This window comes from Aquimarina litoralis (assembly GCF_039523995.1).
Classification (GTDB): Bacteria; Bacteroidota; Bacteroidia; order Flavobacteriales; family Flavobacteriaceae; genus Aquimarina; species Aquimarina litoralis.
In genome coordinates this window covers 1,872,442-1,888,180 of record NZ_BAAAGE010000001.1, presented here as the reverse complement: position 1 = coordinate 1,888,180, position 15,739 = coordinate 1,872,442, and the positions used below count along the sequence as shown (strand labels likewise).

General features: G+C 32.0%; 14 protein-coding genes. 7 read left to right on the top strand and 7 right to left on the bottom strand.

The window, feature by feature from the left end; all coding sequences use genetic code 11:
• Positions 1–98 precede the first annotated feature (98 nt).
• From ABD077_RS07595 to ABD077_RS07575, 5 genes are all read right to left on the bottom strand, one after another.
• Complete coding sequence (locus ABD077_RS07595) at positions 99–2,837, bottom strand: carboxypeptidase regulatory-like domain-containing protein (RefSeq protein ID WP_343911730.1); 2,739 nt, start codon at positions 2,835–2,837, stop codon at positions 99–101.
• A gap of 25 nt (positions 2,838–2,862) precedes the next feature.
• Positions 2,863–3,744: a GLPGLI family protein gene (locus ABD077_RS07590; protein ID WP_343911729.1), complete on the bottom strand. Its 882-nt coding sequence runs from the start codon at positions 3,742–3,744 to the stop codon at positions 2,863–2,865.
• A gap of 91 nt (positions 3,745–3,835) precedes the next feature.
• The gene (locus ABD077_RS07585) at positions 3,836–4,999 is read right to left on the bottom strand and encodes an aspartyl protease family protein (protein ID WP_343911728.1); all 1,164 of its coding nucleotides are present in this window, start codon (positions 4,997–4,999) and stop codon (positions 3,836–3,838) included.
• A 30-nt stretch (positions 5,000–5,029) separates the two neighbouring features.
• Positions 5,030–5,848 (bottom strand): GLPGLI family protein, encoded by an 819-nt coding sequence (locus ABD077_RS07580; protein ID WP_343911727.1) that lies wholly within the window; start codon positions 5,846–5,848, stop codon positions 5,030–5,032.
• Between the two features lie 6 nt (positions 5,849–5,854).
• On the bottom strand, positions 5,855–6,577 hold the full coding sequence (locus ABD077_RS07575) for a TlpA family protein disulfide reductase (protein ID WP_343911726.1): 723 nt from the start codon (positions 6,575–6,577) through the stop codon (positions 5,855–5,857).
• Between the two features lie 185 nt (positions 6,578–6,762).
• Here ABD077_RS07575 and ABD077_RS07570 point away from each other — a divergent pair, with 185 nt between their 5' ends.
• From ABD077_RS07570 to ABD077_RS07550, 5 genes are read left to right on the top strand one after another with little or no spacing between them, the layout of a single operon-like run.
• Positions 6,763–8,214 carry a sensor histidine kinase gene (locus tag ABD077_RS07570; RefSeq protein WP_343911725.1) on the top strand — a complete coding sequence of 484 codons (1,452 nt, stop codon included), beginning with the start codon at positions 6,763–6,765 and terminating at the stop codon, positions 8,212–8,214.
• Positions 8,207–8,887 (top strand): response regulator transcription factor, encoded by a 681-nt coding sequence (locus tag ABD077_RS07565; protein WP_343911724.1) that lies wholly within the window; start codon positions 8,207–8,209, stop codon positions 8,885–8,887. Before ABD077_RS07570 ends, ABD077_RS07565 begins: the two co-directional genes overlap by 8 nt.
• Before the next feature lie 42 nt (positions 8,888–8,929).
• Positions 8,930–9,850: a CPBP family intramembrane glutamic endopeptidase gene (locus tag ABD077_RS07560; RefSeq protein ID WP_343911723.1), complete on the top strand. Its 921-nt coding sequence runs from the start codon at positions 8,930–8,932 to the stop codon at positions 9,848–9,850.
• Positions 9,851–9,894: 44 nt separating this feature from the next.
• The gene (locus tag ABD077_RS07555; protein WP_343911722.1) at positions 9,895–10,680 is read left to right on the top strand and encodes a hypothetical protein; all 786 of its coding nucleotides are present in this window, start codon (positions 9,895–9,897) and stop codon (positions 10,678–10,680) included.
• Between the two features lie 6 nt (positions 10,681–10,686).
• Positions 10,687–11,301, top strand: a complete 615-nt coding sequence (locus ABD077_RS07550) for a deoxynucleoside kinase (protein ID WP_219006751.1) — start codon at positions 10,687–10,689, stop codon at positions 11,299–11,301.
• Positions 11,302–11,379: 78 nt separating this feature from the next.
• On the opposite strand, the gene ABD077_RS07545 is transcribed toward ABD077_RS07550, so the two are convergent.
• Positions 11,380–11,670: a hypothetical protein gene (locus ABD077_RS07545; RefSeq protein ID WP_343911721.1), complete on the bottom strand. Its 291-nt coding sequence runs from the start codon at positions 11,668–11,670 to the stop codon at positions 11,380–11,382.
• Between the two features lie 107 nt (positions 11,671–11,777).
• Between ABD077_RS07545 and ABD077_RS07540 the strand changes: the two genes are divergently transcribed.
• Entirely contained in the window at positions 11,778–12,434 is a 657-nt protein-coding gene (locus tag ABD077_RS07540) for a DUF2461 domain-containing protein (protein ID WP_343911720.1), read from the top strand.
• A 2-nt stretch (positions 12,435–12,436) separates the two neighbouring features.
• Here the strand turns inward: ABD077_RS07540 and ABD077_RS07535 are convergent, their stop codons facing one another.
• Positions 12,437–13,678: a 3-deoxy-D-manno-octulosonic acid transferase gene (locus ABD077_RS07535; RefSeq protein ID WP_343911719.1), complete on the bottom strand. Its 1,242-nt coding sequence runs from the start codon at positions 13,676–13,678 to the stop codon at positions 12,437–12,439.
• 204 nt (positions 13,679–13,882) lie between these two features.
• On the opposite strand from ABD077_RS07535, the gene ABD077_RS07530 reads away from it, so the two are divergent.
• Positions 13,883–15,691 (top strand): T9SS type A sorting domain-containing protein, encoded by a 1,809-nt coding sequence (locus ABD077_RS07530; RefSeq protein WP_343911718.1) that lies wholly within the window; start codon positions 13,883–13,885, stop codon positions 15,689–15,691.
• Positions 15,692–15,739 lie beyond the last annotated feature (48 nt).

Sequence of the window (15,739 nt, the reverse complement as noted above, 5' to 3'; positions counted from 1 at the left end):
TTTTTTGATGATGATACTAATGGTGTTATACATATACGAAGCACTACAGGTTATAGATAACCCATAGCACAACATATACAATGATTAATGTAATTTGATTACAAATTATATTTTACGCTAAGCAACCAATATCTAGGTTGCACAACGTAGCTAGAAGTACTGTTAAACAGTTCGTTGAAACTATCACGGTTGATACTTTCAGTATTAAGAATATTTGTTACCCAAAACTTATATTCCCATTTGCTATCGGGTTTTTGATAGAACAATTCTGCATCCCAAAAGCTATATTCATTTAAGGTAGTTTGTGTATCACTATAATTGTAATAACTGTAGGATGATTTTAGTAAAAATCCTTTGGCAAAAGTCCAATCTAATCGAGCAAATGGTCGACTCGTATAGAAAGTACTTTCGGCTCCATTGTTGTCATAATCATTTACGGTAATACTATATCCCAAATCAAAATTAGGCCCCTTTCTGAAGTTGGTAGACCATTCTGTTTGATAGGTTTGAGTGAGACTAATACTCTCACTAGGCAACGTATTTACAATATTATTAAAACTAGACCAACTTAGAACCGCACTCAGATTCCCTTTGATCTTACCAAAAGTTCTGGTAAAATTACCATTGGCTGTTAGAATCTGATCAGCAAGATTAGAATTAATAGGTGTGTTTACTCTATTAATTCCAGTAATTACACTTGTATTTTTAATCGGATTTCTTCTGTTGCTATAACTCAATCTGGCAAAAATATTGGTGTAATTAAACATATTGAAACTAAAGTAATTCAAAGAGTAGTTATCATACAATGCATTTTCCAGATTTCTATTTCCTTGTGATAAGGAGTTATAATTATTAAACACATAGCCTTCTGACAGATTATTGATATCCGTATAATTAGCAGTAATAGAGTAATTAAAACGTAGACTTTCACTTTTCTTAAACTGTACCAAGGCAAAAAAGTCAGGTAACACCAACCATTCATTTTGATCAATGGTGGTACCTAATTGTTCGTCTCTAAGATTATAATTATGAAGACTCACGCCTGGATTGAAGGTAAAAATACCAGTAATAAACTTATAATGTACACTCGCAAAAACATCTCTAAAGTTATACGTAACATCGTTGGTAAACTCTTCAGCATCAAAAGTATTCTGGTCTCCATTATCTAAGATTTGAAAAATAGAGGAATCAAAATTCTGTGTACTTAGTGTAGATCCTAAGGTAAAGTTTAAGTTGCTCTTTTTATTCAAAACATAATAATAATCTAGTTTGGCATCTAGTTTATTGGTTTGTACAGTTTTTTGCTGATTGATATTGTATCGGTCTGATTCTTCTAGCGGATCGAAAGTATCGGATGTTGGATCTAAAGGATCATTGATTGATGTAAAGACACCTCTAAAAGGTATCTCAGATCGTATGGCATTATAAAAAGGATCTTCTTCTTGGAACAAATGTTGCGCTTCAAAGGAAAAAATATTTTTGGAATCCAATGTATAATATGCGTTCATATTTTGTTGTACCGAAAAAGGAGTGTTTTCTAAACGCTCATTGATATCTTCAGAAATATTATCCCTTTCAGAAATAAAGGTATCATCTTCTTGTTGATCTGATAATTTTCCGAATATATCATAATCCAGTCTAAAATTCTCGTTAGGCTTATAACTAGCGCTAAGCTTTAATAATCCTAGTGTACTTTGTTGTTGTGTCACATCAGAAGTTTCTTCAATCGTATTATCTGTGGGATCTGGTGTATCGTCGATATAGGTTCTACGAGTATTGGTAATTAGATCTGTTTTGGTATTACTCACAATTCCGTATCCACTAATATCTAATTTTTTACTAGCGGACATACTAAAATTAGCAGCTCCGAACTTGGTATTAATTTCATTTGCCCGATTATTTTGCAAAACAGCAAAGGCCAGATCATCACTAGTAATATTAAAGGATGTTCCTCCTCTTCCTAAATTCCTAAATCCTCCTGTAAAATTAAAGTAATCTCTTCGCGTAAAAGGAACTTCTCCAATATCGTTAAAATCTGTAAGGATATTGATACTGTAATTCGGACTGTAATAAAACAGCTTTGGTTTAATTAGATAACGTTCGGTTTCACCTACTCCAGCTCCAGCAGTTATATCTCCGAACCAAAAGTTCTTCTTTCCTTCTTTTAGCTTTATGTTAATTGCCACCTGATCTTGGTTATTTCGCAATCCACGCAATTGACCTACATCTTCATAGTTACGCAATACTTCTACTTTATCCAATGCATCTGCTGGTATATTCTTAGTAGCTAGCTTAGAATCTCCATCAAAAAAATCTTTTCCTTCTACCATTACTTTAGACACTGTCTTACCCTCTACTTCAATTTCTCCATCATCGTTGACTTCTATTCCAGGAAGCTTATCTAATACATCTCCTAATTTTTTTTCGTTTCCATTGGTAAATGAATCCGTATTATACACCAGCGTATCACCCTTAACTACAACCGGAATTTCATATACAATTTCTACCTCATCCAAGCTATTTTCGTCGGAAGTCATCTGAAAATCTATCTGCTTATCTTCTGTAGTAATCGTAATTGTTCTGTCTTTTGCAGAAAGCCCAATAAAACTAACTTTTAATAAATAGGTTTGATTGACTGGCACGGATAAACTATATTTTCCTTTGCTATTGGTAATACCATAAGCAGTCATGGTATTGTCTGATTTTTTGTAGGCAATTACATTAGCCATTTCTAGTGGATTCCCAACAGAATCTTTTACAAATCCTGTGATTTGTACTTTTTGAGCAGACATAGTCATCCCTACCAAAAAGATGGTAAATAGTATCTTTTGTTTCATGTTTTTTGATTAATTTTTAAAAAATTTAGTTTCTTCTTCCTCCGCCAAATCCTCCTCTTCCGCGTCGTTGTGTACTAAATTGTTCAATCATTTCATCGACTTTCTTTTTCGTGATTTCATCAAACTCTGCCTGCGAAACTTCTTTCCCTTTTGTTGGTGCTTTTATTTCTTCTTTTTCCTCTGCGTTCAGTACTATTTTATTACATAACAACGTGGTTCTACCTTCCTGAATTTCCAAAATTAAACCTGGCAATCCCCAGTAAGATCCTGGACCTTGACTTATAGGAATCTCGGGAGTATACCAAGCTACTACTTCGATTTCATCAGGTATTTCTGGTCGTTCTGGAGTATCTCCTGCATTTGCCTGATCACCAGATTTCTTTTCTCTTTGATCTCTAAGTTCTCTAGCTTTTCGTCTCATCGCTCTCCAATCCATAGCTTCACTAACCTTCTTAGTTGTAACGGCTTTAAAACATGTATAATTCCCAATTTTTTTGGTTTCATTTACCATGGTCCATTGGTAGGTTTGCAAAGAATCCTTGATTAGAAAATTTTTACCATAAAATTCTCTTTGATCGTAATACTCTCCTTTTTTTACATCCTTGTAATAATTATTAGAAGTAAACCCAGATAGCATTGCTCTCCATCTTCCACCTCCACCTGTGGTCTCTAATTGTGCTTCTTCTTTATAGGTAGCGGTGCTTTTATCGAAGGTGAGTATAAATGTTTTTTCAAAAGCGGACTTCATTCGGTCAGCGATTGCTTTTTTCTGATCTTCAGAAAGTTGGCGTCTACCAAAATCCATATCCATTCCTGTTTTACTAAAATAATACGCTTTTCCCTGAAAGTCTTGTGCGATTGTTAATGAGGTTACTAAGATGGCAACCAGTGTACATATTGTCTTCATAATAGGCAGTTTTAAAATGATAAGACTATAATATATCTACACGGTTTAATCCATAAAAGTTAATTAAATCCTAAAAAACAACAGCTCACTTTTAGATCATTCGCTTTAGTAAAATCACAACCTGATGCACTTTGCCTTTTGCATCTTTTACTTGGATAGTTGTTTCTTTCTGATCTTGTCTTAAATGCTTTTTCCATTCATTTAGTTCTTTACCATCATATCCATCAATATTGATCAATTCATCGCCTTCTCTAATCCCTTTTTCATATGCTTCACTTTCTTTTGCCACATAACTTACTAGGATTTTATTCGACACTTTTTCAACGCCAATCCCACTGGTAGGGAACTCAAAGGGTTTGTTATATTTTGAATTGGGTTTTAGATAGAATAGTTGATTTTTATAGTCTAAGACCATATCGAATCGGTTAATAATTTTAGCTCCTAAAATTCCGGTATAGTTGGAGGAAGCAGAAACACCCTCCTTTCCTTCTGAAATATCAATAGGAATATCGGTAAACTCGAAATCCTCTAAAGACAATTTTTCAATAGTCCCTTTGGTATAAGTAGTAGATTTATTTAGTCCTCTTGCTTTACCTTTTATCGTTTTACCGGTTCGATTTTTAAGATCATGCTGTAATGCATACGGTGTATTGAACAATAAACTCATATTAGCACCACTGTCGAATAAAAAGTTACCTGTTTTTATACTTCCATCCCTCAGTGTAAAAGTAAGCTCCATTTGCGGTATTGGAGTACCATCAAATTTCATTGGGATTTTGGTAAATGTATCCAATTCAGAAATTTGATCTTCTGGCCTGTACAATGAAATTGTTTTTGCCTGGAAATCAAAATGGGTTTGATACTCTTTCAGAATATCATATCCTATAATTCCTTGAATTTTTCTACCTGACCGCTGAGAAAGCTTTTGTAAATCTACCAGAACCAGATTGGAATTTGAAAATGCTACAGACCCTACCTTTAAACTTTGATTAGTAGCAATATGGTAAGTTTGTGAACCATTGGCTCCTTGAGCGCTTTGAGAATAGTTGGACTTTATGTTCAGGGACTTTGCCACAGTGCTGTCCAAAACTCCAATGGATGCTCCCGTATCAAACACAAAATCCAAATATTCTTCGTGCTCATTTACTTTTACCTTGATAAAAACAAGCCCGTCTTCTTCAAATGGTATGGTTGTTATCTGAGCTTGAATGCAAAACGTGTATAATAAACCTATTATAAAAGAAATCCTGTTCATTTTTTGATTGTTTTGATTGATGTTATATGATTATCCTCCTATTCTAATTTCTATACTATTACCGTCATCTCGCCTTGGCAATCTGTCTTGCATTTCTTTCATTTTTTTACGCATGATTTCTTCAAATCTGGTTTCAGTAACTTCCTTACCTTTAGTTGGTGCTTCAATTTCTATCTTTTTATTGGGATTAAGTACTATTTTATTACATAAAATTCGCAGATCACCATCATTAACTTCCATAATCAATCCTGGTAATCCCCAATAATTAGAAGGACCGTTATTCACTGGAATCTCTGGAGTATACCAAACTACTACTTCAATCTCTTTTGTTTCTGGTTCGGACTTTTCTTCATCATTATTTACTCTTACCTCTCTTATAATTTCCTGAGTTCTGGTCATTGTAGCCTTATAACAATTATAATTACCTATCTTTTTAGTTTCATTTGAAAGTTTCCAGTTATAATGTGTTAAAGTATCTTTTACCAAAAACATCTTACCGAGCATATCTCTTTGTGCAACAAACTTTTCATCTTTTGTATTCTTATATAAGATATCTGAAGCTCCTGACCCTGCAATCATTATTTGCATTCCCGATGCTGGTTGTGGTGCTCCTAAACTTTCTTCTTCTTTATAAACAGACGCCGATTTATTAAATCGTAAAGTATACTCCTTCTGAAACTGTTTACGCATCATTTCATGAATTTGCTTCTGCATTTCAGAATTTACTTGTGTACTGTCTAATTGTATTTCTAATTTTCTGTCGGTACTGTAGGTAGCAATCCCCTGAAAATCTTGAGCGGCAATACTTCCTATTACAGATAAAGTAACTATAATGATAAGTCTGATCATAATTGTCTATTTTAAAAGGGTTTCTAATTTATTTTCTAATTCTGTGGCTTCTCCCATTTTCATTTCTCCTTTTTCATCTTGGATATATGGAATTCCACCTTTAACATAGCGTAAGGTTCCATTTTTATTGAGAAGTACGTTCTTAGGATAATCCTTAATTTCCAGTACATCAAGATACGTTTGGGCATCAACTACCTGCACAAAATCAAAGTCATGTTTTTGTAAAAACTTCTCAACTTTTTCCTTAGTTTCAAATGTAATGGCTACAAAATTAATACGGTCTCCATATTCTTTTTTCAATTTGTTTAATTCAGGCATTTCATCTATACAGGGTTTGCATTTCGTAAACCAGAAATTCAATAATGTAGGTTTCCCATTAAGATCACTTATGCTAATTTGACTTCCATCTAAAGCGGTTAAAATAGCTTCAGGAATTTGACTCCCTTTTAATAATTGAAGTTTGGTTTTTACTCGTGTCCGCCCATTTAAGTCTATATGAAAACCAAAATCATGGATAATAGAGTCTTTCTTAATTTCAGTGTCCTTTACATCTATTTCTACGACAACATCTTTATTGCGTTCCACAAACTTTTCATAGAATTCTTGCTGTTGTTCTTTTACTTTTTCTTCTGAAAAAATTGTCCCACCTACACTTCTGTAATAGACAGTTTGAGCGTTGATCTGATATCCAAAAGATATGAAAGTTAGTAGTATTATTATTTTTTTCATTTTTATGATATTATGTGATTATTACATCACAAAGATTAAAACCTAATGCAAACAAAACCGTTAACCAGTGTTAACGAGTGTTAACCGATTCATTTTATATCATATAAGAATCCTATTTTTGGGGTATGCAAAAGAATCGTTATAAAAATATCTTGTACTTTATTGTCTTTGTAATCCTAGTTACATTGAGTATTCAGATATATTGGAACTTTAAAAACTATGTTGCCGGCAAACAACAATTGATCAACGAAGTGCAAATAAGCTTGGACAATGCTGTTGATCAATATTATACCGATTTAGCAGAGAGAAATACGATCGGTTTTTCTTCTGACTCTTCTGATATAAGCTCTTTCTTTAAACAAAGTGGTTTTAATAACCTTCTTAAAAAAATTGATTCCGATAGTGTCGATTTTAAAAGCTATACCTTTTCTGAAGGGTTAGATCATAGCGATATTAAAATTTACAGAGGCTTTTCTGTAGATAGCATGGATCGTTTGGAATATAACAATCATCACCATTCTAATGATACCATCAATATTTTAGAGTTTGATACCTTAGCTATTCCTAAAAACCTTACATCTCAAAAAAAAGCTTTTGAACAACTAACATCAAAAATCATCATCTCCATCAACGAAGATTCTCTGAAGCTTAAGGTTTTAGACACTATGATAGCAGGTCAATTAAAACGTAAAAAAATAGACATCAGCTATGGAGTCACATTTCAGGATAAACAGGGAGTTTCATACGAGTTCAATTCTGATATTATTAACCAATCTGATCTTAAAACTAAAACCAAATCCTCTTACCTACCTAGAGGAAGTTCTTTAGAAATGTCTTTTACAAATACGACACTTCCTATCCTAAAGAAAAATCTGATTGGTATCGTATTATCTTTTCTTCTAGTAGCCGCTGTTATTGGATGTTTATTATATCTACTCAGAATTATTAATCATCAAAAGCAATTGGCAGAACTAAAAAATGATCTGATAAGTAATATTACTCATGAGTTTAAAACACCAATCGCTACTATCAGCGCAGCATTAGAAGGGATTCAAAATTTTAATACAGAAAATGATCCGCAAAAGACAAAAAAATATGTAGAAATGTCTTCTGTTCAGTTAGGAAAACTGAACACTATGGTAGAAAAAATATTAGAAACTGCAACTCTTAATAGTGAGGAGCTGGAATTAAACCTTGAAGAAATTAACTTAGTGGATCTAACACAAAGCATTGTTAGTCGATATCAAGCTAATACGAGCGAAAAGGAAATACATTTTGACAGTTCGCATAACAACATTTGGAAAAAGGTAGACCCATTTCATTTTGAAAATGCCCTCAATAATATAATTGACAATGCGATTAAATATGGCGGCGATCATATTGAAGTTGCTTTACAAAACACCAACCCTAATATTATTCTAGAGATAAAAGATAATGGTACGTCTCTTACGAAATCTCAGAAAGATAGAATCTTTGAAAAATTTTATCGAGTCCCTAAGGGGAATACTCACGATGTAAAAGGATTTGGTATTGGTTTATTTTATACGAAAACCATTATTGAAAAGCACGAAGGAACCATTGCTCTACTGCTAGATCAAGGTCATACTAATTTTAAAATAACACTACCCAATGGATAATATTGTTGAAATCGTACTGGCAGAAGATGAACCTTCTTTGGGTCAGATTATAAAGGAAAGTTTGGAAACTAGAAACTTTAAAGTACATCTTGCTAAAAATGGTGAAGAAGCCTATGCTTTATATTCTTCTATTTCTCCCAAATTATTGGTGCTAGATGTAATGATGCCCAAAAAAGATGGATTTACACTCGCTAAAGAAATCAGGTTAGAAGATGATACGATTCCAATTATATTTCTTACTGCTAAATCACAAACTCAAGATGTGGTAGAAGGATTTACTATTGGAGGTAATGATTATCTTAAAAAACCTTTTAGCATGGAAGAATTGATTGTTAGAATTAACAATCTTTTGCATAGAACAAGAACACAACAAAATTCGGAAGCGCTAACTGTAGGTAGGTACACTTTTGATTTCCCAAAACAAATACTCACCTTCGAAAATGAATCTCATCAGTTAACCCATAGAGAAGCACATTTACTTTTTCATTTGATTAAAAATAAAAATCAGGTATTAGATCGTTCTATGATTTTGAAAAAACTATGGGGAGATGATGATTTCTTTAATGGACGAAGCATGGATGTATTTATCACGAAGCTTAGAAAGAAATTAAAACAAGACGATTCAATACAGATTATTAATGTACGAGGTTTTGGGTATAAGTTAGTTTGTTAAAAACAAGCGATACTTTATATTCGCATAAAGTAAATACAGTTAATGGATCAAATTTTAAAGACCCTAAAAGAAGTAATTCATTTTACAAAACACCCTTCCGATAAAAATAAAGCTCCTGCTTCTTTCATTCAAAACTTAAATTTACTGATTCGTCTTTTAATTATACTATTTATAATAGTAAGTCTAATTTTAATTCTGTTTCATTATATAAACACCTATACATTTGATTTTAAATCTTACGGAAAATTTGATGATGCATTTGCGAATAAAACGTTAGTAAGTATACTTTTCTTAGTAAGTGTACTTGCACCAGTTCTGGAAGAAGTTATTTTTAGGCTTCCTTTGAAATATAGCCGTAATTATATTTTTCGAGGTATCGATTATATTTTTAAAACTAAAAAAGTCTATATCTTTTGGACTAAAAACTATCATTTCTTCTATTACACATCAATTGTAGCATTTGGTTTAGTACATTTAACAAACTACGATTTAGAATCTTATTGGTTTTTAGCATTAGCCCCTATAATTATATTACCTCAATTATTAGCTGGAATTGTTCTAAGTTTTATAAGAATGAAATCAGGATTATTATGGGCTATATCATTACATTCATTATATAATGGCATTTTAACCATAGGAGGTATATTATTCTTTAACACAACTACTATAACAAACGATAATAATGAGTCTTACAGTTTAAAAATAGAGCAAATAACATATGGTTTAAAAAAAGAAATATATTCCAATTCAAAAATAAAAAATGATAGTCTACATTATTTTGAAGTAAGAAATAATTCTCTGAGAAATATACTGAAGCAACTAAATGAAAATCCACAACATTACAAAAATTTAAATACTCGATTAAATATTCTTTTAGAAAAGAATGATGATAAGCTTCATAAAAAAGTAATTACCACAGAACTGAGAAAGCACTTCTCAATAAAGGAGCAATTTACACAATAGCTTATCTTTAGAAAACTGGTCTTATTTTTGTACTTTGCTAATTCATGAAAAAAATCCTTCTGTTTTTTATTCTTATTGCATCGATACACATCAGTTTCGCACAAAGAAATGTCACCCTCAATGATTCTATTTCTTTAAATGCGGATATATTTTTAGGTGTAGATTCTTTCGGTGCTATCTATTATCAAAAAGAAAATATCTTTTACAAAAAATGGAACAATCAAGAATGGCAATTTGGTGATTTTATTTTAGGCGAACTTACCCAAGTATCTATTTTAAACCCTTTAAAAATTGTATTATTCTATGAAACCTCAAATACATTAGTTACTGTAGACAAGTATTTATCTGAAATTGATCGGGTAAACTTTAATGTCATAGCAGAGTTTAAAAATGTTTCTTTAATGACCCCAGCCAATGATAATAGTGTTTGGATTTTTGATAATAACACACAACAACTGGATATTTTCAATACTGTTTCTGAAAAAACATTGGTTACGACACAACCTCTAAATGAACTTCCAAAAGCGTTACAAAGCACCTTTAATTACTGCTGGGTTCTTACGGATCAAACCTTAACTCAGTATAATATTTATGGAAGCCTATTACGTCAAATACAAAACGAAGGATATCAAAATATAAAGATTTTTAATAACGATTTAATTCTTCAAAAAGAAGATGGTTTATATTATTATCGCACGAAGATTGAAGAAATTGAAAAAATAAATCTTCCGGAAATTCCTATAAAACAGTTTCATGTTACTAATGAAATCCTTTATATTTACCAACAAAGTACTATTTACAGTTTTGACCTAACACCCCGAAAAAATTAATCAACTATGCATGTAGCCATTGCAGGAAATATTGGTGCCGGAAAGACAACACTAACTAAATTATTGGCCAAACATTATCGATGGGAACCTCAATTCGAAGATGTTTTAGAAAATCCTTATTTAGAAGATTTTTATAATAAAATGGAGCGTTGGTCTTTTAACCTACAGATCTATTTCTTAAATAGTCGTTTCAGACAAATTTTGGAAATACGAGAAAGCGGAAAAGATATTATACAAGACAGAACGATCTATGAAGATGCATATATTTTTGCTCCTAACCTTCATGCCATGGGATTAATGACCAATCGTGATTTTGAAAATTACAGATCGCTATTTGACCTCATGGAAAGCGTGGTAGAAGGTCCAGATTTATTAATTTATCTACGTAGTAGCATACCAAATCTAGTGGCTCAAATTCATAAACGGGGACGCGAATATGAAAATACTATCAGTATTGATTATTTGAGTCGTCTTAACGAACGTTACGAAGCTTGGGCACATGGTTATGACAAAGGAAATTTACTAATTGTAGATGTTGATCACCTAAACTTTGTAGATAATCCTGAAGATCTCGGAAATATTATTAACCGTATTGATGCAGAATTAAACGGTTTATTCTAAAAACATAAAAAAAGACCTTTCTAATGAAAGGTCTTTTTTTTCAGCTTACTTCAGTAAGTTTTTTTATTCTAACAGATTTTAAGAGGTTTGTTCAACACCTTCATTTTCTGTTTTTGAATCGTCTTCTTTAATCTCAGCTTTTTCCAAAGACTTTTCTACTTCTTCACCAGCTTCTTTTACTGCTTGCTCTACTTCTTTTTCTACTTCGGCAGCGTCTTTTTTAGCTTTTTCTATAGAAGTTTCTACCTCTTTTTGTACTTCGCTGGTTTCTTCAGTTGTAGTTTCTGTTTCTTTATTTGTATCTCTACAAGAAACAAACATTACATTTAAAGTAAATAAAAACGCTAAGGCTAACATTACTTTTTTCATAATAAAAAAATTTTAGTTGTTATTATATGCTTATAACGGTATTCTAATCCCACTATTTCTATTACCTTGGTAATGTTTTCACAAAAATTCTTAATTTTTTTAACATAATGAATTTCAGCGACTTATTTCATTTCCTTTCAGAATTACAAAAAAATAATCACAAAGAATGGATGGATGCTAACCGAAAATGGTATCAAGAAGTACGAAATTTTTTCATCAATTGGCTGGATGATGTAGAAGTAGAACTTATAAAAATTGATCCTGATTATTTTCCGACTTCTGGTAAAAAAGGTATTAACCGTATTAATAATAATCTTCTTTTTCATCCTAACAAGCCTGTTTATAAGGATCATTTTGGCGCTGGATTGGATCAGCTTTCTAAACAAGGAGATTTTTATATAGAGATTGGTCTTTCACAATGTGTCCTGGCAGGAGGATTTTGGCGTCCTGATACTAAAGTTTTAAATAGTATTAGAGAAGCGATTGATTACAATGGAGAAGAATTGATTAAAATTATCAATAAAAAAAGCTTTAAAAACACTTTTGGTGATTTATATGATGACGGTAATAACCTTTCCAAAGCACCCAAAGGTTATGCGATGGATCATGAATATATCAATCTCTTACAGAAGAAAACATTTGCGGTAGCCTACGAACTGGAACAAGATGAAGTGCTACATCCAGGTTTTACAGAAAAAGTAATCGAAGTGTATAAAGAAATGCTTCCGTTTAGAAGATACTTACGCCAAGCTGTAACTGTTTAAGCCTATTCGAGTTTCTTACTTAAGTATTCTATTATGGTATTAGTGGCACCTGTATTACTATTAATAAAATGACCAGCGATCATTCCTGTTTGCTGTCTGAATTTTTTATTCTCGATCAGCTTATTCATAATTCTGGTAAACTCTGTAGCATTAGTAACTGAGAATAACCCAGCTAATTTCTGAAGTTGTTTTGCTTCTCTAAACTTATCAAAATTTTGTCCGATAACAATAGGGATTCCAAATGTAGCAGGTTCCAAAATATTATGTAATCCTGAAGTACCCATGGCTCCACCTACATAAGCGATATCACCATAACTATACACACGTGATAAATACCCAATAGTATTCATTATAAATATCGAATACTCCTTTAGGCTCTTCCCCTCTTTTTCGGAAAAAAGAACAGTCTTTGATGTAAGCTTTTGTTTCAGTTTCTGTACACCACTGTCCTTGATTTCGTGTGGAGCAACAATAAAACAAACATCCTTTGGAGCTTGATTTATAAAGTCAACAAACACTTCTTCATCTTCTGGCCAAGAGCTACCGATCACAACACAAAGTCTATTATCAGTAAAATTGGAAATGAAATCTACTTTATTATCCATTTCGATCTGATGAGAAACTCTATCAAAACGAGTATCTCCGCTTATAGTAACATTGGTAAATCCAGCTGTTTCAAGTAAATTTTTAGATGTTGCATCTTGTACAAAAAAGTGCTCTACTTTTTGCAAAGCATTTCTCATAAAACCGCCATACCATTTAAAAAATGACTGATCTTCTCTAAACGCTGCAGAAATAATACTAATAGGAGTATCATTAGCTTTTAACGCGTTTAAATAGTTCGGCCAAAACTCGTACTTCACAAAAACAGAAAGTTTAGGATTTACCAGTTCAACGAATCTTTGAGCATTCTTTTTTGTATCAATCGGAAGATACGTGATAATATCTACCAATTTACTATTCTTTTTGATCTCATATCCAGAAGGAGAAAAAAAAGTAACCAAAAGTTTATAGTTTGGATACCTCTCTTTTAGTTCCTCCATAACAGGAACTCCCTGTTCATATTCTCCTAAAGAAGCGCAATGAAACCAAATAATTTGATCTTCAGATTCTATACGTTTTTCTAAAACCTCAAAAACTGTTTTTCTGCCTTGAACAAATAATTTGAGTTTGGGGCTTAACAATCCAATGATCGGAAGCAAACTGTTAAATACAGCTATGAAAACATTGTATAAAAAATTCAAGAGTCTAGGTTTTTATCTGCTGCTAAAATACAGCTCTTTCCTATAAAAAAATAGTCAAATCCTATTTTCAAAAAAGTGTAATAGAAATTCTTCATAAATCATTACAAAATACATTTAGTTTAATTTTTTAATAATTTAATTAAGTTTTTGTTAATATTATTAATCTAATTTTATTAATTTAACATTCACACAAACTCAAACTCCATGAAATTAAAAATTACGCTCATTACCTTATTGACCAGTACCTTGTTATTTGCTCAAAGCTTTACCGAAGTACAATTACCAAAACCAGATCAACTAAATCCTTTTTTTATAGGACCTCTTTTTAAATCCACTATTCATTATGGTGCTACTCCACCAAATTATAATGGAAAAGTTCTCCTATTTAATCATGGCTATATTGATCTGAATCAAAATCAATTTTTATTTGATAATTCTTTTTATAAAGAAACCTATAAAGAAGGTTATCAAGCCGTTTTTGTAGCTACAACAAGAGGAGGTGGTATATGGGTTAATGGAGAATTACTTGCAGAATCCATAGATATCGTTACTGCAAAGTACAATGTTTCTGATGTAACCATCATTGCACATAGTAATGGAGGAAAAGCTGCAGAAGCAGCTATGATAGCATATGGTAAGAAAAATCAAGTATCTCAGGTCTTTGCTTTAGGAACGCCCTATTGGGGAACATATTTAGCAGATATTTCTCAAATGCCATGGCTAAACTGGGCTTGGCGATTAACAGGGCTTAATGAAGGAGCAAGAACCTCTACCACTTATTATTGTAGAGATGTGGTTCGACCATATTTAGACAATAATGAAAATAATGAACCAGATAAATTTGTCATCTTAGGTGCTTCTGGATATTTCACTGGATCTAATCTATTGGCTAGAGCAGCTTTTACTTTAACTGGAGGTGTTTTATTACCTGTACAAGGTGCTAATGATGGCGTAGCGCCTTATTCGAGCACCTTAAGGCCTGGTGGAGAGTATGTATTCCGTAAAAATGATTATCGTGCATTTTTTGACCATCTAGATGTTAGCTTTGGACAGTTTAGTTGGCCTTATGTAAAATCCTATTTACAAAATAGATCCCAAAGAAGTTCAATTACACATAGCTCAACTATCTCGAATAATTATATTACTACCAGTAATTACTATATTATCCATTCCGAAAATGAGTATGATCAAATTGTACTTGATAAAAATTCAACATTTGCAGTGGCAGAGATCATTCATGAAAACGCTGAGGCTCAATTTACCAGTACTTCAGAAAATCAAAAAAAGACTGAACTATTTAAGCCTCAACAACAGGAAGAGCACAAGACCATCATCACTGTAGCTAATAACAAACAACAATTAAAAAGTGATTCTCGCTTTGCCGCATTCATAAAACAAAATAATGGAATTACCATGAAGTTAGAACATCAACCTAAAGATATATTTCCGATATTAAAAGTTGACATTATCGCAAAGCAAAAAGACAAACAAGTACCAAGAAATACCGAAGTTCGTGGTGTGATTATAAAAACTTCAGAAATAAATGGCGTAGCGCAAGAAAATGATCCACGATTAATTAGCTTTAGCAAAAAGAATGGAAGCTTTTACTTTAATACCGAAGGACTAGAAGATGGGGTTTACAGTTTATTTTTAAATTCTGAAAGCGAAGGTAATTTTAAAAGAAGTATTATTTCTGGATTTGTAGTTGGAGATGTCTATAAATCTATGAATACTGAAGAAATAAATACACCAATAACAACAGAAAAATCTTTAACAATTACTCCAAACTCTGTTAAAGACAAAGCTATTTTAACACTAACAGTATATCCCAACAATAGTGATCAAATTACATTAGCAATTTATGATATAAGTGGAAAAAGAATTAAGGATTTTGTAATTCCTACCAATCAAAATTCGAAATATGATATCTCTAATAATCTTCAATCACTATCCAGAGGTATCTATCTATTACAAGTCAACAAGGAAAAAGTAGTAAAATTTGTAAAGGAGTAAAAATGTAAGCCATTCATACAAAGACTATTGCCAGTGGGATTCAATTTT

Coding starts and splice junctions, on each gene's coding strand:
- ABD077_RS07550 (WP_219006751.1), top strand. CDS start 10,687: ATGCATGTAGCCATTGCAGGAAATATTGGTGCCGGAAAGACAACACTA.
- ABD077_RS07540 (WP_343911720.1), top strand. CDS start 11,778: ATGAATTTCAGCGACTTATTTCATTTCCTTTCAGAATTACAAAAAAAT.
- ABD077_RS07575 (WP_343911726.1), bottom strand. CDS start 6,577: ATGAAAAAAATAATAATACTACTAACTTTCATATCTTTTGGATATCAG.
- ABD077_RS07545 (WP_343911721.1), bottom strand. CDS start 11,670: ATGAAAAAAGTAATGTTAGCCTTAGCGTTTTTATTTACTTTAAATGTA.
- ABD077_RS07585 (WP_343911728.1), bottom strand. CDS start 4,999: ATGAACAGGATTTCTTTTATAATAGGTTTATTATACACGTTTTGCATT.
- ABD077_RS07560 (WP_343911723.1), top strand. CDS start 8,930: ATGGATCAAATTTTAAAGACCCTAAAAGAAGTAATTCATTTTACAAAA.
- ABD077_RS07530 (WP_343911718.1), top strand. CDS start 13,883: ATGAAATTAAAAATTACGCTCATTACCTTATTGACCAGTACCTTGTTA.
- ABD077_RS07555 (WP_343911722.1), top strand. CDS start 9,895: ATGAAAAAAATCCTTCTGTTTTTTATTCTTATTGCATCGATACACATC.
- ABD077_RS07590 (WP_343911729.1), bottom strand. CDS start 3,744: ATGAAGACAATATGTACACTGGTTGCCATCTTAGTAACCTCATTAACA.
- ABD077_RS07580 (WP_343911727.1), bottom strand. CDS start 5,848: ATGATCAGACTTATCATTATAGTTACTTTATCTGTAATAGGAAGTATT.
- ABD077_RS07565 (WP_343911724.1), top strand. CDS start 8,207: ATGGATAATATTGTTGAAATCGTACTGGCAGAAGATGAACCTTCTTTG.
- ABD077_RS07595 (WP_343911730.1), bottom strand. CDS start 2,837: ATGAAACAAAAGATACTATTTACCATCTTTTTGGTAGGGATGACTATG.